The following is a 19,209-nucleotide window of genomic DNA, read 5'->3' on the forward strand; positions in this document are numbered from 1 at the left end:
TACAAGGTCCGCAACCCCCTCGGCGCGGCGGACCGCAAGCGCCTGGAAGCGGTCCGTCCACTGCTGCAGCGCTACGCGCAGCAGAACAGCATGGACTGGCTGGCGCTGGCGGCGGTGGCCTACAAGGAGTCGCACCTGAACCCGAAGGCGCGCGGTTCCGGCGGCGCCAGCGGGCTGATGCAGATCACCCCGGCGGCGGCGCGCAGCGTCGGGGTCGGCAACGTGCACGACAAGGACAGCAACGTGCTGGCCGCCAGTCGCTACCTGACCAAGATCCGCAAGCAGTTCTTCTCCAGCAAGCACCTCGACGAACGCGAGCGCCTGGCGTTCACCCTGGCGGCCTACAACATGGGCCCGGAGCGGGTACAGAACCTGCGCACCCAGGCGCGTCGCCGGGGGCTCGATCCGAATCGCTGGTTCTTCCAGGTCGAGCGGGTGGCTGCGGAAGAGATAGGCATGGGTGTGGTGAGTTATGTCAGCAGCGTCAACAAGTACTACCTTGCATATGAACGCGAACGGGTTCGCCTGGAGCCCGGGGTGCGTGCGAAGACGGCGACGGCTCAAAAATAATCTATAAATTCGATATTGATAACGCGTTTTTTGCGGTTTTAATATCGAATTATCTTGCCTATAGTGTGCCCATCTTATCCCACACCTGAGGACGCACCATGAATCCACTGATCAAGACCATCCTGTCGACCAACGCCGGTGCCGGCCTGGCCATCCTGCGTATCGTCACCGGTCTTACCCTGATGTCCCACGGTTCGCAAAAGCTCTTCGGCATGTTCGGCGGCGCCGGCCTGAACGGCATGGCGCAGTGGTTCGAATCCATCGGCCTGACCCCTGGCTACCTGCTGGCGACCCTGGCCGGCAGCGCCGAGTTCTTCGGCGGCCTGGCGCTGGTGATCGGCCTGCTGGTGCGTCCGGCGTCGGTGGTGGTGGGCTTCACCATGATCGTGGCGATCTTCAGCGTGCACATCGGCAATGGCTTCTTCATCACCGACAACGGCTATGAATATGCCCTGACCCTGCTGATGATCAGCGTGGCGCTGCTGATCGATGGCGCCGGCAAGTTCTCGCTGGACGGCAAGCTGTCCCGCTGAACCGGGCTGGCGACGAAAAAGGGCGGACACCTTCGGGTGGCCGCCCTTTTTCGTTGCGGCGCGCAGCACAAGGTTTCCGCCTCGCCGGCCACGCCAGGGCTGCACCCCTGAGGGTAGCGTTATCCGCCGAAGCGCCCTTCGCCGCGTTCTTGGCGTTTCCGTGTCGGTCAGCGCTGCTCGGCCTGGCGCATCTGTTCCAGCGCGCCCAGGCGCAAGCGTTCCTGTTCGCTGAAGCGCTCCTCGGCCAGGCGTTCGACCGCCGCGCGGCGGTCGGCTTCGCTCAGCCCGGTATTGCCTTCGATCCGGCTCTTCTCGGCGAAATAGTCGTCCAGCCGGCCCTTCCAGGCCGAGCGTTGCCGATCGAGTTGCTCCAGGCGGGTGGTGGCTTCGGCGCCCACCAGTTGCTGACGCATCTGGCGGATGGCTTCCGGGCCGGCGCCAGCGGCCTGGAGGGCGGCGGTCTGCTGCTGCAGTTCGCTTTGCAGTTGCGGCAGCACGCTTTCCTGCTGGTCTTCCGGCAGGCTGGCGCGCAGGCGGTCGATGGCGGCGGCCTTTTCCTCGGCGCTGAGCTTGCCGTCCTGGCGGATCGCCAGGCGCTCCAGGGTGAACTGGTTGTAGGTTTCCTCGTCGGCGAAGAACGCCACGTGCGCTTCGTTGCTGAAGATCCGCGCGCGCAGGGCTTTCACCGCGGCTTCCCGCTGGCGCAGGGCGTCGAGGTCGGCCAGGCGCGGCAGGTCGCGTTCGAGCAGCACCAGTTCCTTCTTGTAGTCGATGTATTGCTGCATCAGCGCCAACGCCTGGCCGCGCGCCGGCTCCTGGAGTTCGGCGGCGATGTAGGCGCGCAGGCGGTCCAGGCTTTGCTGCAGGGGCTCTTCGCCGACGGCGCTGAGGAAGTAGTCGAACAGGTTGCGGATGTCGCGGGTGATCAGCAGGTTGCCGCTGGCGTCGACACTGAAACTGCCATCGACGCTGGTGCCCCTGAAGGAGGTTGGCAGCGGCGCGACCTTGGCCGGCATGACCTGGGGGGCCGGCACCGCTTCTCCCGCGGAGGCTGCTGGCGGGGCGTGGACTGCGCCCGCCTGCGCGCTGGCCGGGGGCGCCGTCTCGGGTGCGGGGGAAGGTTCCAGCCAGACGAACCAGGCCAGGCTGGCGGCGAACGCCAGTGGAATCAGCAGGAGGATTTTCTTCACGCGAGGGGGCTTCCGGGAAAGGGCCGGGGCCGAGGCCCCGGCCGGGGTCCTACAGGCTGGCGTTCTTCAGGCGGTTGGCGTGCTGGCGGTAGACGCTGACCGGGCTGGTCTCGAACAGGCTGGTGAGGCCGAAGACCTGGTTCACCTCGTCCAGGTGGTTCATCCGGTAGTTGTCGCGGATCACCATGCCCAGGTGCGAACTGCAGGTGCCGACCAGGCCGTCGTTGGCGGTGCCGTTCTTGAAGGTCAGCGACGAGGCGCCGAGGAAGGCGTCGCTCGGATCGAGGAAGTTGGTCAGCGGCGAGGAACCGCTCCAGGAGTAATAGCTCACGCCGTTGACCTTGTAGGCGCCTTCGCCGCAGGCCGAGGTGGGGATGCCCTGCGGGTACTTGGCGTTGAAGCGCGCGGCACCCTCGCTGTTCAGTGACTCCAGCGAGCCCAGTGAATTCTGCGTACCGGTGCTGCCGCTGGAAAGGAAGCTGATCAGCGCGCCGAGGCTGTTGACCAGCCCGGAGAGGACTGCCTCGCCGGCCGAACCCGGTGGGATCTGGCGCAGGAAGTCGGCGGTGTCCGAACCCTTGTGCGGGGCGCCGACGCTGGTGGCGGAAGCGATCAGGTCGGGACGTACGGCGGCGACGTAGCGGATGGTCGGCCCGCCGTGGCTGTGGCCGATCAGGTTGACCTTGGGCTGGCCGCTGAGGGCGACGATTTCCTCCACCTGTTGCAGCAACTGCTCGCCGCGGACTTCCGAGGTGTCCAACTGGCTGACTTCGGTGACGTAGACCTGGGCACCGTCACGGCGCAAGGCGCTGGGAATGCCGAACCAGTAGTCGACCCCGAGGATGTTGTCGAAGCCGAGCATGCCGTGGGCCAGCACGATGGGGTATTTGGTCTGGGTGTAGGTGCTGGCCTGGATCAGAGGGCTGGCAGCGAGAGAGGCGAGGCCGATGGCCAGGCCGAGGGGGAGCAGAGACTTCTTCTTCATGTTGTTCTCATCTCAGGTTGATGGGGCCGAGGGGCGCGTCCTGCCAGCCATCGCCCGAATCCTTCCGGGAGAACCGCTTCGCTGTCCCTTGCGCAGGAACCGTGCCAGCTTCGGCTTTTTTCCTCCAGGCCAGGAAATCCGCGGCTTCCTGGCGGCCGGTCATAACTTGCGTGGCAGAGCGGAAGAGGCGGGTTGTTACGGCGCGAAACGCTCGTTTGAATCTTCCCCGCACAACGCCCAGCGACCGAGTGTGCGGTAGCGCACGCCCGCGGCGTCGTTTTGCGAGCAAAACAGGCTGAAATGGTCGACCTGCCATACGAAGGTTGGGGGTAGCGGGGCGTCCTCCAGCGGCGCGACATCGCGAGCCAGGGTCAGATGGGCGCTGAATGGGCGGGTTTCCACAGGCAGCTCCAGTTCGGCAAGGCCGGAGCGCAGGGCGCGGCGCAGGCGCAGGAGGGCGCCGGGCGGTTGGCTGGGGGCCAGCAGCAGGATGCCGTTCCTCCAGCGCAGCAGACGGTCGAGACACAGGTCGAAGGGCGCGGCTTCGATGGCCGCGGCCATGTCCAGCAGGGCCTCGAGCCGAGCGGACGGGACCTGCCCGAGGAAGGCCAGGGTCAGGTGCAGGTTCGCCGTCGCCACCTGGCGTCCGGGCAGTGGCCGGTCATCGCGCCACCGGCCGATCCGCTCGGCGAGGGGAGGTGGACAGGGCAGGGCGAAGAACAGGCGAAGAGAGCGATCGGGCATGGGCGCCTCCGCGTGTTTCTTGACAGTCTCCATGCGGCTTTTCTAGGATGCGCGTGCGCCGATTTAAACAGCAACTTGCGGGGCGCCCGGCAGCAGCCGAAATACCGCTAAAGCGCTGGCTCGGTGTTGCCTCTCACCGCTGTCCAGCGGGACCGAAGAGGCGGAGACATGACGTCATGACCTGTCCCAGCACGCAATTGCGCCTGGCACCCATCACCACCGGCCTGGTCCGGCGGAACCCGAGGATTCTCCTCAGCGGGCCGCACCAGCCGACCCTCGTCCGTTACCTCGAAGGCTGGCCGAAGCGCTGGAACGGTTCGCGTACCTTCCTTATCCAGTTCGCCCAGGACGGCAAGGACCTGGCGCGCTTCCCCAGCGACGCGTTCGACTTCGCCGTGGTCCAGGCCCCCGGGGCGGAAGACCTGGACCTAGTGGTCCGGCAACTGATCCGGGTCGCCCGCCAGGGCCTGATCACCCGCCGTATCCTGCGCTGAGCGCGTGGCCCCTCAGGGCGCCGGCGGATACTCGATCTCGACGACGAACCAGAGCTTTTCCCCGGCCGGGGTGCGCACCAGCACCTCGGCGTCCAGCTCCTTGCCGACCAGTGCGCGGGCGAGCGGCGAGTCGATGCTGATCTGGTTGTTGCGCAGGTCCAGTTCGTCGGGGCCGACGATGCGATAGCGGGCCTGCTCGCCGTCTTCGTCTTCCAGGGTCACCCAGGCGCCGAAGTACACCCGGTTCGGATCCGCCGGCCGCTCGCCGACCACTTTCAGGTTTTCCAGGCGCTTGCGCAGGAAGCGCACGCGACTGTCGATCTCGCGGAGCATCTTCTTGCCGTAGATGTATTCGGCGTTTTCCGAGCGATCGCCGAGGGCGGCGGCTTCGCTGACCGCCTGGGTCACCTGGGGACGGCGCACGTGCCAGAGTTCATGCAGCTCTGCACGTAACCGCGCGGCGCCCTCCGGAGTGATCAGCGGGGTGCCGGCGGTGCGCGGTGGACGATAGCGACTCATGGTTCGGGTGGTTCCACAAATGAACGGATGAAAGCCTGCCAGTGTATCCGATCAGCCCTCGCGCAGGACCCGCAGCGGGCTGCTGTTGAGGGCGCGACGGGTACCCAGCAGGCCAGCGCCGCCTACCAGCACGGCGCCTACCAGAGGCAGCGCGAGCAACCAGGGGTGCGCTTGCCACGGCAGGTCGAAGACCAGTCGGTAGAGCAGCAGGCTGACCGCCTCGCAGCCGAGCGCCGCGAGCAGGCCGCTGACTGCGCCGAGCAGGGCGAACTCGACCCGCCGGGTACGTTGCAGCAACTCGCGCTCGGCACCCAGCGCGCGCAGCAGGGCACCCTGGCGCACGCGCTCGTCGAGGGTCGCCTGGAGGCCGGCGAAGAGCACCACGAAGCCCGCCGCGAGAACGAACACCAGCACGTACTCCACGGCCAGGGTGACCTGGTCGAGGATGCTCCGCAGCTGGCTCAGCAGGGCGTCTACCGGCAGCAGGGTGACGGTGGGGAAGGCGCGGGCCAGTGCGATCAGGTCGCGTTCCTGGCTGGCCGGCAGGTAGAAGCTGGTCAGGTAGGTCACCGGCAGGTCGGTCAGGGTGCCGGGCTGGAAGACCATGAAGAAGTTCGGCTGGAAATTGTCCCACTTCACCTTGCGCAGGCTCTGGACCTGGACCTCGCGATTCTGCCCGGCGACGCTGAAGGTGAGCCGGTCGCCGACCTGGATACGCAGGTTGGCGGCCAGCTTCTCTTCCACCGACACGCCCGGCAGGGCCCCCGGCTGCGGCGCGCTCCACCAGCGTCCGGCGGTGAGCTGGTTGCCGGAGGGCAGTCGCTCTGACCAGGTCAGGCCGAGGTCGCGCTGCAGGGCACGCTCGCTGCGCACGTCTTCGTCGAGCGCCTGGACCGGCTTGCCGTTCACCGCTACCAGGCGCCCGGGAACCATGGGGAACAGCGGCTCGGCGCCGGGGGAGAGCTTTTGCACGCGACGTTCGAAGGCGTCCTTTTCCGTCGGCAGGATGTTCAGGGCGAAATGGTTGGGGGCGTCCGGCGGCAACTGGGCCTGCCAGGTATCCAGCAGTTCGCCGCGAAGCAGGGCGATCAGGGCCATGGCCAGCAGGATCAGGCCGAAGGCCAGGCTCTGTCCGGCGGCGGCCAGCGGGTGCCGCAACAACTGGCCGAGTCCCAGCCGCCATGGCAGGCTGGCACGCGCCAGTGCCCGGCGCAGGCCGTTCAGGCCGAGCAGCAGGAGGGCGCCGAGCACCAGCGTGGCGACCAGGCCGCCGCCGAGCAGGGCGAGGGTCAGCTTCAGGTCGAGACTCAACCGCCACATGATCAGGCCCAGGGCGAGCAGGGCGCAGGCGTAGGCCATCCAGGTGCGCATCGGCACCGGCAGCAGGTCGCTGCGCAGGACCCGCAACGGCGGTACCCGGCCCAGGGCTGCCAGCGGCGGCAGGGCGAAGCCGGCCAGCGCTACCAGGCCGGTGGCGATCCCGGCGAAGGCGGGGAACAGGCCGCCGGCTGGTACGTCCGGCGGCAGCAGCGTGGCGAGCAGGCGGAACAGGCCGAGCTGCGCCAACCAGCCGAGCAGGGCGCCGATGGCGCTGGCGAGCAGGCCCAGCAGCAACAGTTGCAGCGCGTAGAGGAGCAGGGTTTCGCTGCGCGACAGACCGAGGCAGCGCAGCAGCGCGCTGGCGTCGTAGCGCCGTGCAGCGAAACGGGCGGCGGACAGCGCCACGGCGACGCCGGCGAGCAGCACCGCGGCCAGGCTGGCCAGGTTCAGGTAGCGCTCGGCGCGGCCGAGGGCATCGCCCACCTGGCGGTTGCCGTCGCGGGCATCCTGCAGGCGCTGGTTGGCGGCGAGGCTGCCCTTGACCTGCTGGCGATAGGCCTGGAGGGCTTCCGGCGGGCCTTCCCACAGATCGCGGTAGCGCACCCGGCTGCCCGGCTGGACCACCCCGGTGGCATCGAGGTCGGCCAGGCTCATCATGGCGCGGGGCGTCAGGCTGTAGAAGTCGCCGGCGCGGTCCGGCTCGTAGGTAAGGATGCGCGCGATGCGCAGCGGCTTGCGGCCGATCTCGATGCTGTCGCCGACCTTCAGGTCGAGGCTGACCAGCAGGCGCGATTCGACCCATACCTCGCCCGCCTGCGGACGACCGCCGGCCTGCTCGGCGGCGAACGGCGCGGCAGCGCTCTTGAGCTGGCCGCGCAAGGGGTAGCGGTCGCCGACCGCCTTGATGCTGCTGAGCTGGATGCCCTGGTCGGTGGCGATCACGCTGGAAAACTCGACGCTGTCGGCGTGGCGCAGGCCCAGACGGGTGCCGCGTTCGATCTGTTCGGCGCTTGCCGGCTGGGTACCGTTGAGCACCAGGTCGGCGCCGAGGAACTCGGCGGCGCGGGCGAGCATGGCGCCGTTCAGGCGGGCGCTGAAATAGCCGATGGCGGTGCTCGAGGCGACCGCGATCAGCAGGGCGAAGAACAGCACGCGCAGCTCGCCGCTGCGCGACTCGCGGAACAATTGGCGACCGGCGAGGCTCAGTAGGCGGGAGAGGGGCACCGGCTTCATCAGGGTTCGACCCGGTCGATCAGGCGTCCGCTTTCCAGACGGATCAGGCGCCGGCAGCGATGCGCCAGACGCTCGTCGTGGGTAACCAGGACCAGGGTGGTACCGCGTTCGCGGTTGAGTTCGAAGAGCAGGTCGCTGATCCGCTCGCCGGTGGCGCTGTCGAGGTTGCCGGTGGGTTCGTCGGCGAACAGCACGTCCGGCTCCGCCGCGAAGGCGCGGGCAATGGCGACCCGCTGCTGCTCGCCGCCGGAGAGCTGGCGCGGATAGTGGCCCAGGCGTTGGCCGAGGCCGACTCGCTCGAGCAGTTCTCTGGCGCGCTGGCGAGCGTCGGCGCGGCCTTCCAGCTCCAGGGGCAGCATCACGTTCTCCAGCGCATCGAGGCTGTCGAGCAACTGGAACGACTGGAACACGAAGCCTACATGGGCCGCGCGGACGCGCGCCCGCTGGTCCTCGTCGAGGTCGCCGAGGGCGTGCCCGGCGAGACGGACCTCGCCGCCGCTGGGCTGGTCGAGCCCGGCGAGCAGGCCGAGCAGGGTCGACTTGCCGGAGCCGGAACTGCCGACGATCGCCAGGCTGTCGCCGCGGGCGAGGTCGAGGGAGAGGTCGTGGAGGATGGTCAACTTGCCTTCCGCGCTACCGACAACCTTGCTAAGGTTCTGCGCGTTGAGAATGCTGGCGCTCATGGAGGTTCCGATGCGTGCATTGCTGTTGAGCGGCTGCCTGGCCCTGGTCCTGCTGACCCAGCAGGCCGCGGCGCAGACGCTGTTGGTCGTGGGCGATAGTATCAGCGCCGCTTTGGGACTGGATACCAGCCAGGGCTGGGTTGCCCTGTTGCAGAAGCGCCTCGCCGACGAAGGTTACGACTACCGGGTGGTGAACGCCTCGATCAGCGGCGACACCTCCGCGGGCGGCCTGGCGCGCCTGCCGGCGCTGCTTGCCGAGGAGAAGCCGGCGCTGGTGGTGATCGAGCTGGGAGGCAACGACGGGCTGCGCGGAATGGCGCCGGCGCAATTGCAACAGAATCTTGCCAGCATGGCGCAAAAGGCCCGGGCGGAAGGGGCGAAGGTGCTGCTGCTGGGTATCCAGTTGCCGCCGAACTACGGCCCGCGCTACATCGAGGCCTTTTCAAGGTCTACGGCGCGGTCGCGGCGCAGGAAAAGACCGCCCTGGTGCCGTTTTTCCTCGAAGGGGTCGGCGGGGTCCAGGGGATGATGCAGGCGGATGGCATCCATCCGGCGCTCGCCGCCCAGCCGAGGCTCCTGGAAAATGTCTGGCCGACGCTGAAACCGCTGCTTTGAGACTTCCCCGGGAAACCGCTTTCGGCTAAGGTTGCGCACCCCTCAGGAGCCCCCCATGCCGCGTCCCGCCTGGACCCTCTACGCCTATCAACTGATCGAGCCCGACGATCAGCTGGACCTGTTCGCCTGTCGCGAGGTCCGGGTGCATGTGGTGGCGCGTCAGCTGGAGCTGGATACCCCGGCGGACCGCACGCTTTGCGGCAAGCTGCTGCCGGCCCAGCCGCGCTGGCAGCCGCTGGAACGGGCGCGTCTGCGCGACCGGCTGCTGTGTCCCGATTGCCGGAAACAACTGGAGGCGGAAAAGCGCGGGGAGCGCCTGTCCTGGTTGGTCTGAGCCCTCCCGGTGAAACCTGGCGGGGTGTTACACTGTCTTTCCTACTCCTTCATCGCACTCGCCAAGGATTCTCCGGAATGTTGTCGCGCGTACCCGTTGTCTCACTGTCTTTCGCCGCGCTGCTTTCGGCCGGCTCCGCATCGGCCCTGGAACTGCAGCTCCCGCCTCCGGGCGAGGACGTCGTCGGCCAGGTCCAGGTGATCAAGGCCAAGTACGAGGACACTTTCGCCGACCTCGGCGAGCAGTACAACCTGGGCTACAGCGAAATGGTCGCCGCCAACCCCGGCGTCGATCCCTGGTTGCCGGGCGTCGGCACCGAGGTGATCATCCCGACCCGCTTCGTGCTGCCGCCTGGCCCGCGCGAAGGCGTGGTGATCAACCTGGCCGAGTACCGCCTGTACTACTACCCGAAAGGGCAGAGCGTGGTGCACACCTATCCGCTGGGCATCGGCCGCGAGGGCTGGGGTTCGCCGATCGCGAACACCCGCATCACCGCCAAGACCAAGGACCCGGCCTGGTATCCGCCGGCCTCGATCCGCGCCGAGCACGCCGCCGATGGCGATCCGCTGCCGACCGTGGTGCCGCCGGGCCCGGACAATCCGCTGGGACCGTACAAGCTGACCCTGGGTGTGCCGGGCTACCTGATCCATGGTTCGAACAAGAAGTTCGGCATCGGCACCCGCACCAGCCATGGCTGCTTCCGCATGTACAACGCCGACGTGACCCACCTGTTCTCGATGATCAGCGTCGGCACCAGCGTGCGTATCATCAACGAGCCCTACAAGTTCGGCGTGAGCAACGGCAAGGTCTACCTGGAGGCGCATACGCCGCTGAACGACCATGGCGACCCGTCGGTGGTGGATAAGCACACCGCGGTGATCAATACCCTGCTCAAGCGCGACGACCTGGCCAAGCGTATCCAGTTGAACTGGGACGTGGTCCGCGAAGTGGTGGCCTCGGAGGATGGCGTGCCGGTGGAAATCGCCCAGGAATCGGCGCCGGCGATGACCGCGACGGTGGATAGCGATCCTACCCAGCTTACGCCCTGACGGAGAGCGTCGAGGCAGAGGCCCGCGTACCCGCAAGGGACGCGGGTTTTTTCATGCCCGGCGAAACGCAGGCATAAAAAAACCGGCCCCGAGGGACCGGTTTTCAACAGGTCGTGAGACCTATTACTTGCGGCTGGCTTTTTCCAGCATGCGCAGGGCACGCTCGTTAGCCTCGTCAGCGGTCTGCTGAGCTTTCTGAGCAGCGCCCAGAGCTTCGTCAGCCTTGCGATAGGCTTCGTCAGCGCGAGCCTGAGCACGAGCAGCTGCGTCTTCGGTAGCGGTCAGACGAGCTTCGGTTTCTTTGGAGTGGCTGCTGCAACCGGTGGCCAGAACAGCAGCCAGAGCCAGAGCAGAGAATTTCAGAACGTTGTTCATCGTGTTCCCCTTAAGGTGGACATTTCCATAACAGCAATCTCCCCAGCCGGGGAAATTAGCCGGCTACATACTACCCATTACTTGTAGTAAGTAAACTGACCAAGCGCAAGCCGAGCAACTTTTTTTTTAGTCCCCCCGACTTTAGCAGTAGTTGGAGTGTCGTTTGTTCAAAAAATATCCAGCGTGCGGCGCAAGTAAGCAATTTCCCGGACCTTGGGTAGAGTTGCTGCAAGAGGCGGGGGATGAGGGCTGCCGGGTTGTCGAGAATGTTCCGCCGGAGTGGCTGGCGCTTATCGACTTGGCGGGGAGTGGCAAGTAACAACTAAGTTGCCAGCATGTTGCCGGAAATGCCGTAAGTATTGGTGCGGAAATGAAAAAGGCCCGGCTAACTTGATTAGCCGGGCCTTCTTGCGATCTGGCGGTGAGGGAGGGATTCGAACCCTCGATACGGTTTCCCGTATACACACTTTCCAGGCGTGCTCCTTCAACCACTCGGACACCTCACCAGGTTCTCGACAGCGCCGTGTCTGTCGAGGCGCGCAATTTACTCGAACATTTCCCGCTTGGCAAATATTTTTTTAACTTTTTCATCGGCTTAGGTCGTCGGAGGAAAGTCCGCGGGGTGCCTTGGTAGACTGCCGGGCACGAAGAGGAGAGGCGGATGGCGAGCTGGGACATTTTCTGTAGCGTGGTCGACAACTATGGCGACATCGGCGTCACCTGGCGCCTGGCTCGCCAACTGGCCGCCGAGCACGGTCAGGCGGTGCGCCTGTGGGTGGACGAGCCGCAGGCCTTCGCTCGGATCTGTCCGCGGGCGGACCCGGCGGCGCACGTGCAGAGCCTGGATGGGGTCGAAGTGCGTGCCTGGGGCCGGCCGTGGGCACCGGTGGCGGCCGCCGACGTGGTGATCGAGGCCTTCGCCTGCGAACTGCCGGAGGCGCACCGGCAGGCCATGCGCGAGCGCGAGCGGCCGTCCCTGTGGCTGAACCTGGAGTACCTGAGTGCCGAGGAATGGATCGGCAGTTGCCACGCATTGCCGTCGCTGCAGGCGTGCGGGCTTTCCAAGTACTTCTTCTTTCCCGGGTTCCGCGAGCCCAGTGGCGGCCTGTTGCGCGAGGCCGGCCTGCTGGAACGTCGGCGCCGTTTCCAGGCCTCTGCCTCGGCGCAGGATGAGTTTCTCGCCTCCCTCGGCGTGCGACGGAAGGTTGGCGAGCGACTGATTTCGCTGTTTGCCTACGAAAACCCGGCGCTGCCTGGCTGGCTGGAACAACTGCGCGACGCCCGCCAGCCGAGCCTGCTGCTGGTGCCGGAGGGGCGGGTGCTGGCGGATGTCGCCGATTGGCTGCGGGTGGCTACGCTGGCCGTTGGGGACGTCCACGTGCGCGACGCGTTGCGGGTCCAGGTGCTGCCGTTCATGGCGCAGGACGACTACGATCGCCTGTTGTGGTGCTGCGACCTGAACGCGGTGCGCGGCGAGGACTCCTTCGTTCGCGCGCAGTGGGCGGGACGGCCGCTGCTCTGGCACATCTATAGACAGGAAGAGGAGGCGCACCTGGCGAAGCTCGAGGCATTCCTCGAACTCTATTGCGCCGGCCTGCCCGCCGACCTGGCGGAAAACCTGCGCACCTTCTGGCTGGCGTGGAACGCCGGCGGTGGACTTGCCGGGGCCTGGGAGGGGCTGGAGAGGCAACTGCCCGAGTGGCGTAGGGAAGCGCAGCGCTGGGCCGACGAACAGGGCATGCGTCCGGATCTTGCGGCAAGGCTGGTGCAATTTTACGCAGATTGGCTATGATACGCGGCCTGATTTTTTGTCTTTCATCCATCGGATATTCGTATGAAAACCGCTCAAGAGTTCCGCGCCGGCCAGGTTGCCAACATCAATGGCGCTCCCTGGGTCATCCAGAAGGCCGAGTTCAACAAGTCCGGCCGTAACGCTGCCGTCGTCAAGATGAAGCTGAAGAACCTGCTGACCGGCGCCGGTACCGAGACCGTGTTCAAGGCCGACGACAAGCTGGAGCCGATCATCCTCGATCGCAAGGAAGTGACCTACTCCTACTTCGCCGACCCGCTGTACGTCTTCATGGACAGCGAGTTCAACCAGTACGAGATCGAGAAAGACGATCTGGAAGGCGTGCTGACCTTCATCGAAGACGGCATGACCGACATCTGCGAAGCCGTGTTCTACAACGACAAGGTGATCTCGGTAGAGCTGCCGACTACCATCGTTCGCCAGATCGCCTACACCGAGCCGGCCGTCCGCGGCGACACCTCGGGCAAGGTGATGAAGACCGCGCGCCTGAACAACGGCGCCGAGCTGCAGGTTTCCGCGTTCTGCGAAATCGGCGACTCGATCGAGATCGATACCCGCACCGGCGAGTACAAGTCCCGCGTCAAGGCCTGATCCTTTCGCGCGACGAGAAAAAGCCCGGCATTCGCCGGGCTTTTTCGTTTCCGCTGTCCGCCGCCGCGGCGCGGAGAGTCAGAAGCTTCAAACCGACACGTTCAGGCGTACGTCGATATTGCCGCGGGTAGCGTTGGAGTAGGGGCAGACCTGGTGGGCGGCGGCTACCAGCGCTTCGGCGGCTTCGCGCTCCAGGCCCGGCAGGCTGATGTGCAGTTCGACCTCCAGGCCGAAGCCGCCGGGAATCTGGCCGATGCCGACCTTGCCGGTTATCGAGGCGTCGGCGGGAAGGGTCTGCTTGCGCTGGCCGGCAACGAACTTCAGGGCCCCGATGAAGCAGGCCGAGTAGCCGGCGGCGAACAGTTGTTCCGGGTTGGTGGCCGCGCCGCCCTGGCCGCCCAGTTCGCGCGGAGTGCTGAGTTTCACGTCGAGCACGCCGTCCGAGGATACCGCACGGCCGTCACGGCCTCCGGTGGCGGTTGCGCTTGCGGTGTAGAGAGCCTTGATGGTTTGCATGAGGGTCACCTGTCTAGGTTGTGCGTTAATTTCTTGCGCGCTAAGTAAGTGCGTGAAATGAAATTTATCGTCACGCTATTTTGTGCGCAAGATAAATCGTTGGAAGATTTGGCGATAAAAACCAGACAGGTAGGTATAAGCCCCTCAGTCCGGTGCTTGCAGGTTGCCGCGCAGGGCCAGCAGCTCATCCTTGAGGGCGACCAGCTGTGGCAAGTCGAGGCCGGTACTCTCCAGGATGCAGGCGGGAATGCTCTCGGCCTGTCGCTGCAGGGCGCGGCCCTTGTCGGTCAGGCGCAGCAGGACTACGCGTTCGTCTTCGCTGCTGCGAGTGCGGGTAATCAGACCTTCGCCCTCCAGGCGCTTGAGCAGAGGCGTGAGCGATCCCGGGTCGGTAAGCATGCGTGCGCTGATTTCGCCCACGGTCAGGCCGTCGCGTTCCCATAGCACCAGCATGGCGATGTACTGCGGATAGGTGAGGCCGAGCGCTTGCAGCAGGGGCTTGTAGACCTTGGTCATCTGCAGCGAGGTGGAATACAGGGCGAAGCACAGCTGGTTGTCCAGCTTGAGCTGCTCGCAAGGGGTGGTGGGCAGTCGGGACATGGCTGTCTTCCAAGTAAGTAGGGCGCTGTGCATGAATTTAGCGTAGTGGCTATTGGCTTTCCAGGTTTCCCGCCGGGTGGTGTCTTCAGCGCTCGCCGAGACGCTGCTGCAGGGCCTGGTCCCAGGGTGGCGGAAAACCGAAGCGCTCGCGGAGGAAAGCCAGCAGCAGGCGGGTTCGCGAACTGGCTTCGCGTTCCAGGCGCAGAGCATAGATGCAGGTGGGCTCGGCGGCGGGCAAGCCGTCGTCGCAGAACAGCGCCTGCAGTTCGCCGCGCAGCAGGTACTCGCTGCACAACCAGGTTGGCAGGTGGGCGATGCCGAGGCCGGCCAGCGCCGCGTCGACCATCGCTTCGGCGTTATTGGTGGCCAGCCGCGCCCGTTTCGGCCGCAGGTGCTGGAGCTTGCCGTCGTGCTGGAAGCGCCAGGCATAGGGTGGCGACAGGTTGTCCCAATCGATGCCGGCATGCTCCGGCAGTTCGCCGGGGGATGCGGGAACGCCATGTTCGCGCAGGTACTCCGGGCTGGCGCAGACCACCCGCACCATCGGCGCCAGCGAAGTGGCCACCAGGCGGCTGTCGGGCAGCGGGCCGGCGCGCAACACCAGGTCGACCTCGCCGAGATGTTCGCCCTGCAGGTCGATGAAGCTGCCGATCAGGCGCAATTGCACGTCGAGGCCGGGGTTGGCCTTGAGGAAGTCGGCGACCGCCGGGGCCAGGTGGCGGCGGCCGAAGGGCACCGGCGCATCGATACGGATCAGGCCCTGCGGCGCGGTGCTCAGGGACACCGCTTCGGCACGGGCCAGGCGCAGTTCGGTGACGATCCGCCGGGCACGGTCGGCGAAGGCCAGGCCGGCCGGCGTGGCGCGCACCGTATGGGTGGTGCGCACCAGCAGGGTGCTGCCGACGGCGCGTTCCAGGGCGTCCATCCGGCGCGCCACGGCGGACGGGGTGAGCGGGTGCTTGCGGGCAGCGGCGGAGAAGCTGCCGCCATCGAGGACATCGAGGTAGAGAACGAACTGTTCGCTGAGGGTATCGGGCAACATGCTCATGCCTTTGCGTGATTGGCATAGCCATTGTGCTTTCTTGTGCGTTTCCCATCCAGCCACGCTTGCCTAGCATGGAGGCGTCGAAAGAGGGGCTGACATGCTGGATGTATTTCTCGATTTCCTGCTGGGGATGGTGCTCGGTTGCCTGGGCGGTCTGTTCGGGATAGGCGGCGGCCTGCTGGCGATCCCGGCGCTGGGGGTGATCTTCGGCCTCGACCAGCAATTGGCGCAGGGTACCGCGCTGGTGATGGTGGTACCGAACGTGGTGCTGGCGTTGTGGCGCTACCACCAGCGCAACCGCATCGATCCGCGCCAGGCCGGAGTCCTTGCCCTGACCGGCCTGCTTTGCGCGTTCCTGGCGTCCAGCGTGGCCGCGCGGATCGATGCGGCGCGGATGCGCGAAGCGTTCGTGATCTTCCTCCTGGCGCTGGCCGGCTACATGTTCTGGCGCCTGTTCCGGCGCCCGCCGCAGGGCGGCGCGACGCCGCGCTACGGTTTGCCCTGGATGGGCGTGCTGGGCCTTGGCGCAGGTTCGCTCGGCGGGCTTTTCGGGGTCGGTGGCGGGGTGCTGGCGACACCGGTGCTGACTTCGGTGTTCGGCCTCGCCCAGGTCGTCGCCCAGGGCCTCGCGCTGGCCCTGGCCGCACCGAGCACGGCGGTGGCGCTGGGGACCTACGCCATGCACGGTCATGTCGACTGGCGGATGGGGATCCCCCTGGCGCTGGGCGGCCTGCTGAGCATTTCCTGGGGCGTGAGGCTGGCCCACGCCTTGCCCGAGCGCAGCCTGCGCATGGCCTTCTGTGCCTTCCTCGCGTTGTGCGCGGTGCTCCTGCTGGTGCGCGGTTGAGTCAGAGACGGAAGCCCTCGCCGATGTATTCGGCGAGCTTCTCGGTGACCGGCGACTGGCTGTGCGGGTTGCGCATCAGCATGATGCTGGCCGAGGGCAGGGCGGGCAGGCCCTCGCTCTCGTCGAGGATGCGCAGGTTGCCGGTGAGCAGGCTACGCAGTTGCACGGTCACGGCGAGGCCGGCGCTGACCACCGCGAACAGCGCCGACAGGCTGGGGCTGCTGTAGGCGATGCGGTAGTCCAGTTCCGCCGCCTCCAGGGCGTTGCAGGCCCAGGCCCGGCAAAAGCAGGTGGTGTTGAACATGGCCAGTGGGATCGGCCGCTGGTCGTGGGGGCAGAAGCCCTCGGCGGCCATCCAGACGAAGGGCTCCTGGCGCAGCAACTGGCCGATCTCGGTGCCCGGCTCACGGGTGACGATGGACAGGTCGAGGTCGTTGCGCGCCAGCAGGTTGAGCGAGGTGTCGCAATGCACCTCGACCTGCACCAGCGGATAGGCTTCGGCGAAGCGCGACAGGATCGCCGGGAGGAAGCGCATCACGTAGTCGTCCGGGGTGCCGATGCGCACCGAGCCGACCATGTGCGGGCGGCGCAGGGTGTTGAACACCTCGCCGTGCAGCTTGAGGATCCGCCGGGCATAGCCGAGCAGCACCTGGCCTTCGGCGGTGAGGCGGGTCTGCCTTCCGTCGCGCTCGAACAGCGAGCGCTGCAGGACGTCCTCCTCTAGCCGCTTCATCTGCATGCTGACCGCCGACTGGGTGCGATTCACCGCCTCCGCGGCGCGGGTGAAACCACCGTGCTCGGCGATGGCGACGAAGGTGCGGAGCAATTCCGTATCGATGCCGGGCTGGTAGCTCATTCATCAATCTCCAAGATGCATTGCATAAGAATGATTCGTTGGATTGATCCTATGCCTGGCGGGAGACTGTGCCTATCCCGAACGGAGGGCAAGACGATGAAAGGTCAACAGGATTATTTCGGCAGTCACTGCCACGCTGCATCCCATCCCGCCTCGACCGCTGCGCCGTCGTTGTGGCGTCGCTGGCGGCGCTGGTTGCAGTTGGCCCGCGAGCGCCGGGAACTGCTGAGGATGAGCGACGAAGCGCTGAAGGACCTCGGCCTGAGTCGGGCGGATATCTTCCAAGAGGGCGAGCGGCATTTCTGGGACGACCCGCTGCGTCGGCATTGAGCGAACCGCAGCGGCGCGCCGGGCTGGCGCGGCGGCGGGGGCACGATAGACTCGCAGTCTCCTTCATCGACTGGGGCGCTCCATGAGTCTTTCGCTTTCCCTCGCCGAAGCCCGCCGCCTGGCCCTGGCCGCGCAGGGCTTCGACGGCCGGCGGACGCGCCGCAGCGTGCAGCGGCGGCATCTGCGCGAAATGCTCGCGCGCCTCGGCCTGCTACAGATCGATTCGGTGAATGCGCTGGTGCGCTCGCACTACCTGCCGCTGTTTTCCCGCCTCGGTCCCTACTCCATGACGCTGCTCGACGAGGCAGCCTGGAGTGTCGGCCGTCACCGCCAGTTGTTCGAATACTGGGGGCACGAGGCCTCGCTGCTGCCGCTGGAACACTACCCGCTGATGCGCTGGCGGATGCGCCAGGCCGCCGACGGCCAGGGCATCTACCAGCAACTGGCACGTTTCGGCCGGGAACAGCAGCCACTGATCCGCCAGGTGTTGCAGGCGGTGCGCGAGCAAGGCGCGCTGGGTGCCGGCAGCCTGAGCACGCGGCAGGAGCGGGCCGGTCCCTGGTGGGACTGGAGCGCGGAAAAGCATGCGCTGGAATGGCTGTTCGCCGCCGGTGAGCTGACGGTGGCCGGACGGCGCGGTTTCGAGCGGCTCTATGATCTGCCGGAGCGAGTGTTTCCCGCGGAATTGCTGGCGCGTCCCGAGCTTTCGGAGGCACAGGCCCAGCGCGAGCTGTTGCGGATGGCGGCGAGCGCCCTGGGCGTGGCCACCGAAAAGGACCTGCGCGACTACTATCGGCTGAGCCCGGCGCAGAGCCGCGCGCGCCTCGCCGAACTGGTGGAGGCTGGCGAGCTGCTGCCGGTCCGGGTCGAGGGCTGGAGCCAGCCGGCCTACTGCCCCGGCGAACCGCAGGTACCGAGGCGGCTAGGCGCCAGTGCCTTGCTCTCGCCCTTCGACTCGTTGGTCTGGGAGCGGGCGCGGGCCGAGCGCCTGTTCGATTTCCGCTATCGTCTGGAGATCTACACGCCGAAGGAAAAACGCGTGTACGGCTACTACGTGCTGCCATTCCTGTACAACGGCCGTCTGGTCGGCCGCGTCGACCTCCGCGCCGAGCGGGCGCGGGAGCGCCTGGCGGTGCATGCGCTGCATGTCGAGGCGAACGGCATGGACGATGCCGCCCTGCACGAGCTGGCCGAGCAGCTGCGCAGCATGGCCGCCTGGCTGGGCCTGGCGACGGTGGCGATCGAGGGGCGCGGGGAGTTGGCGGTGCGCTTGCGCGGGGTGCTGCTCTAGCGAACGCTCCCGCCGGGCGGCGGGAGCGGCCGCGGCGCGCTCAGCGGCGTACCTGCTTCAGGGTCTCGGCGATCAGGAAGGCCAGCTCCAGCGACTGGTCGGCGTTCAGCCGCGGGTCGCAGTGGGTGTGGTAGCGGTCGCTGAGGCCGTCTTCGGTGATCGGTCGCGAACCGCCGATGCATTCGGTGACGTTCTGCCCGGTCATCTCGATGTGGATGCCGCCGGCGTAGCTGCCTTCGGCCTGGTGCACCTCGAAGAACTGGCGGACTTCGGCGAGCACGCGGGCGAAGTCGCGGGTCTTGTAGCCGCTGGAGGCCTTGATGGTATTGCCGTGCATCGGATCGGAACTCCACAGCACCTGGCGGCCCTCGCGCTGGATGGCCTGGATCAGGCGCGGCAGGTGGTCGCCGACCTTGTCGGCACCCATCCGCACGATCAGGTTGAGGCGGCCCGGATCGTTGTCCGGGTTGAGAATATCGATCAGGCGGATCAGCTCCTCGCTGGCCATGCTCGGCCCGACCTTGACCCCGATCGGATTGCCCACGCCGCGCAGCATCTCGACATGAGCGCCGTCGAGCTGGCGGGTGCGGTCGCCGATCCAGAGCATGTGCGCCGAGCAGTCGTACCACTCGCCGGTCAGGCTGGCGCGGCGGGTCAGGGCTTCCTCGTAGTTCAGCAG

General features: G+C 66.7%; 22 protein-coding genes, 1 tRNA gene and 1 pseudogene. 11 read left to right on the forward strand and 13 right to left on the reverse strand.

Translation table 11 applies throughout. From position 1 onward, the window contains the following. Together FFS27_RS11355 and FFS27_RS11360 are read left to right on the forward strand one after the other, a co-directional pair. A partial coding sequence (locus tag FFS27_RS11355; RefSeq protein WP_171019190.1) for a transglycosylase SLT domain-containing protein occupies positions 1-570 on the forward strand: 570 nt, incomplete at its 5' end. A gap of 98 nt (positions 571-668) precedes the next feature. Continuing rightward, entirely contained in the window at positions 669-1,103 is a 435-nt protein-coding gene (locus FFS27_RS11360) for a DoxX family protein (protein WP_003090958.1), read from the forward strand. A 167-nt stretch (positions 1,104-1,270) separates the two neighbouring features. On the opposite strand, the gene FFS27_RS11365 is transcribed toward FFS27_RS11360, so the two are convergent. From FFS27_RS11365 to thpR, 3 genes are all read right to left on the reverse strand, one after another. Next, a complete protein-coding gene (locus FFS27_RS11365) occupies positions 1,271-2,293 on the reverse strand; it encodes a lipase secretion chaperone (RefSeq protein ID WP_003160579.1) in 1,023 nt (340 codons plus the stop codon). Between the two features lie 49 nt (positions 2,294-2,342). Continuing rightward, a complete protein-coding gene (lipA, locus tag FFS27_RS11370; RefSeq protein WP_003090955.1) occupies positions 2,343-3,278 on the reverse strand; it encodes a triacylglycerol lipase in 936 nt (311 codons plus the stop codon). A 195-nt stretch (positions 3,279-3,473) separates the two neighbouring features. After that, on the reverse strand, positions 3,474-4,022 hold the full coding sequence (thpR, locus tag FFS27_RS11375; RefSeq protein WP_023100944.1) for an RNA 2',3'-cyclic phosphodiesterase: 549 nt from the start codon (positions 4,020-4,022) through the stop codon (positions 3,474-3,476). Positions 4,023-4,198: 176 nt separating this feature from the next. Between thpR and FFS27_RS11380 the strand changes: the two genes are divergently transcribed. Beyond that, positions 4,199-4,516 carry a hypothetical protein gene (locus FFS27_RS11380; RefSeq protein ID WP_003090952.1) on the forward strand — a complete coding sequence of 106 codons (318 nt, stop codon included), beginning with the start codon at positions 4,199-4,201 and terminating at the stop codon, positions 4,514-4,516. A 12-nt stretch (positions 4,517-4,528) separates the two neighbouring features. Here the strand turns inward: FFS27_RS11380 and greB are convergent, their stop codons facing one another. The 3 genes from greB to FFS27_RS11395 are packed head-to-tail and all read right to left on the reverse strand — an operon-like array spanning position 4,529 to position 8,271. Beyond that, a complete protein-coding gene (greB, locus tag FFS27_RS11385; protein ID WP_003090951.1) occupies positions 4,529-5,035 on the reverse strand; it encodes a transcription elongation factor GreB in 507 nt (168 codons plus the stop codon). Between the two features lie 51 nt (positions 5,036-5,086). Then, the gene (locus tag FFS27_RS11390; RefSeq protein WP_079381427.1) at positions 5,087-7,579 is read right to left on the reverse strand and encodes an ABC transporter permease; all 2,493 of its coding nucleotides are present in this window, start codon (positions 7,577-7,579) and stop codon (positions 5,087-5,089) included. Positions 7,580-7,587: 8 nt separating this feature from the next. Continuing rightward, entirely contained in the window at positions 7,588-8,271 is a 684-nt protein-coding gene (locus tag FFS27_RS11395) for an ABC transporter ATP-binding protein (protein WP_003090949.1), read from the reverse strand. Between the two features lie 10 nt (positions 8,272-8,281). Here FFS27_RS11395 and tesA point away from each other — a divergent pair. From tesA to FFS27_RS11410, 3 genes and pseudogenes are all read left to right on the forward strand, one after another. Then, positions 8,282-8,886, forward strand: a pseudogene (gene tesA / locus FFS27_RS11400) (esterase TesA). 55 nt (positions 8,887-8,941) lie between these two features. After that, complete coding sequence (locus tag FFS27_RS11405; protein ID WP_003090947.1) at positions 8,942-9,220, forward strand: hypothetical protein; 279 nt, start codon at positions 8,942-8,944, stop codon at positions 9,218-9,220. Between the two features lie 77 nt (positions 9,221-9,297). Continuing rightward, entirely contained in the window at positions 9,298-10,269 is a 972-nt protein-coding gene (locus FFS27_RS11410; protein WP_021264967.1) for a L,D-transpeptidase family protein, read from the forward strand. 123 nt (positions 10,270-10,392) lie between these two features. Here FFS27_RS11410 and oprI read toward each other — a convergent pair whose 3' ends face one another. Next, positions 10,393-10,644: an outer membrane lipoprotei OprI gene (gene oprI, locus FFS27_RS11415; RefSeq protein ID WP_003090944.1), complete on the reverse strand. Its 252-nt coding sequence runs from the start codon at positions 10,642-10,644 to the stop codon at positions 10,393-10,395. A 416-nt stretch (positions 10,645-11,060) separates the two neighbouring features. Next, positions 11,061-11,150: transfer RNA gene (locus FFS27_RS11420), tRNA-Ser, on the reverse strand. 155 nt (positions 11,151-11,305) lie between these two features. Between FFS27_RS11420 and earP the strand changes: the two genes are divergently transcribed. Beyond that, on the forward strand, positions 11,306-12,436 hold the full coding sequence (gene earP, locus FFS27_RS11425; RefSeq protein ID WP_022580569.1) for an elongation factor P maturation arginine rhamnosyltransferase EarP: 1,131 nt from the start codon (positions 11,306-11,308) through the stop codon (positions 12,434-12,436). Positions 12,437-12,478: 42 nt separating this feature from the next. Further along, the gene (gene efp, locus FFS27_RS11430; RefSeq protein ID WP_003090942.1) at positions 12,479-13,045 is read left to right on the forward strand and encodes an elongation factor P; all 567 of its coding nucleotides are present in this window, start codon (positions 12,479-12,481) and stop codon (positions 13,043-13,045) included. Positions 13,046-13,132: 87 nt separating this feature from the next. Here the strand turns inward: efp and ohrR (FFS27_RS11435) are convergent, their stop codons facing one another. From ohrR (FFS27_RS11435) to FFS27_RS11445, 3 genes are all read right to left on the reverse strand, one after another. Then, a complete protein-coding gene (ohrR, locus tag FFS27_RS11435) occupies positions 13,133-13,561 on the reverse strand; it encodes an organic hydroperoxide resistance protein OhrR (protein ID WP_003090941.1) in 429 nt (142 codons plus the stop codon). Positions 13,562-13,705: 144 nt separating this feature from the next. Then, complete coding sequence (gene ohrR, locus FFS27_RS11440) at positions 13,706-14,161, reverse strand: hydroperoxide stress response transcriptional regulator OhrR (protein ID WP_003090940.1); 456 nt, start codon at positions 14,159-14,161, stop codon at positions 13,706-13,708. 85 nt (positions 14,162-14,246) lie between these two features. Beyond that, positions 14,247-15,203, reverse strand: a complete 957-nt coding sequence (locus tag FFS27_RS11445; RefSeq protein ID WP_003090939.1) for a LysR family transcriptional regulator — start codon at positions 15,201-15,203, stop codon at positions 14,247-14,249. A 100-nt stretch (positions 15,204-15,303) separates the two neighbouring features. Here FFS27_RS11445 and FFS27_RS11450 point away from each other — a divergent pair, with 100 nt between their 5' ends. Further along, entirely contained in the window at positions 15,304-16,053 is a 750-nt protein-coding gene (locus tag FFS27_RS11450; protein ID WP_003114755.1) for a sulfite exporter TauE/SafE family protein, read from the forward strand. A gap of 1 nt (position 16,054) precedes the next feature. Here the strand turns inward: FFS27_RS11450 and FFS27_RS11455 are convergent, their stop codons facing one another. Continuing rightward, complete coding sequence (locus tag FFS27_RS11455; RefSeq protein ID WP_003090936.1) at positions 16,055-16,909, reverse strand: LysR substrate-binding domain-containing protein; 855 nt, start codon at positions 16,907-16,909, stop codon at positions 16,055-16,057. A gap of 96 nt (positions 16,910-17,005) precedes the next feature. Here FFS27_RS11455 and FFS27_RS11460 point away from each other — a divergent pair, with 96 nt between their 5' ends. Continuing rightward, positions 17,006-17,239 (forward strand): DUF1127 domain-containing protein, encoded by a 234-nt coding sequence (locus FFS27_RS11460; protein ID WP_003090935.1) that lies wholly within the window; start codon positions 17,006-17,008, stop codon positions 17,237-17,239. 82 nt (positions 17,240-17,321) lie between these two features. Further along, the gene (locus FFS27_RS11465; protein ID WP_137952013.1) at positions 17,322-18,530 is read left to right on the forward strand and encodes a winged helix-turn-helix domain-containing protein; all 1,209 of its coding nucleotides are present in this window, start codon (positions 17,322-17,324) and stop codon (positions 18,528-18,530) included. A gap of 40 nt (positions 18,531-18,570) precedes the next feature. Here FFS27_RS11465 and FFS27_RS11470 read toward each other — a convergent pair. Next, positions 18,571-19,209, reverse strand: a 639-nt coding sequence (locus tag FFS27_RS11470; RefSeq protein ID WP_137952014.1) for a 3-deoxy-7-phosphoheptulonate synthase, incomplete at its 5' end; no start/stop codon positions are given.

Origin of the sequence: Pseudomonas sp. 2VD (genome assembly GCF_005503585.1) — a bacterium.
Lineage (GTDB): Bacteria > Pseudomonadota > Gammaproteobacteria > Pseudomonadales > Pseudomonadaceae > Pseudomonas > Pseudomonas aeruginosa.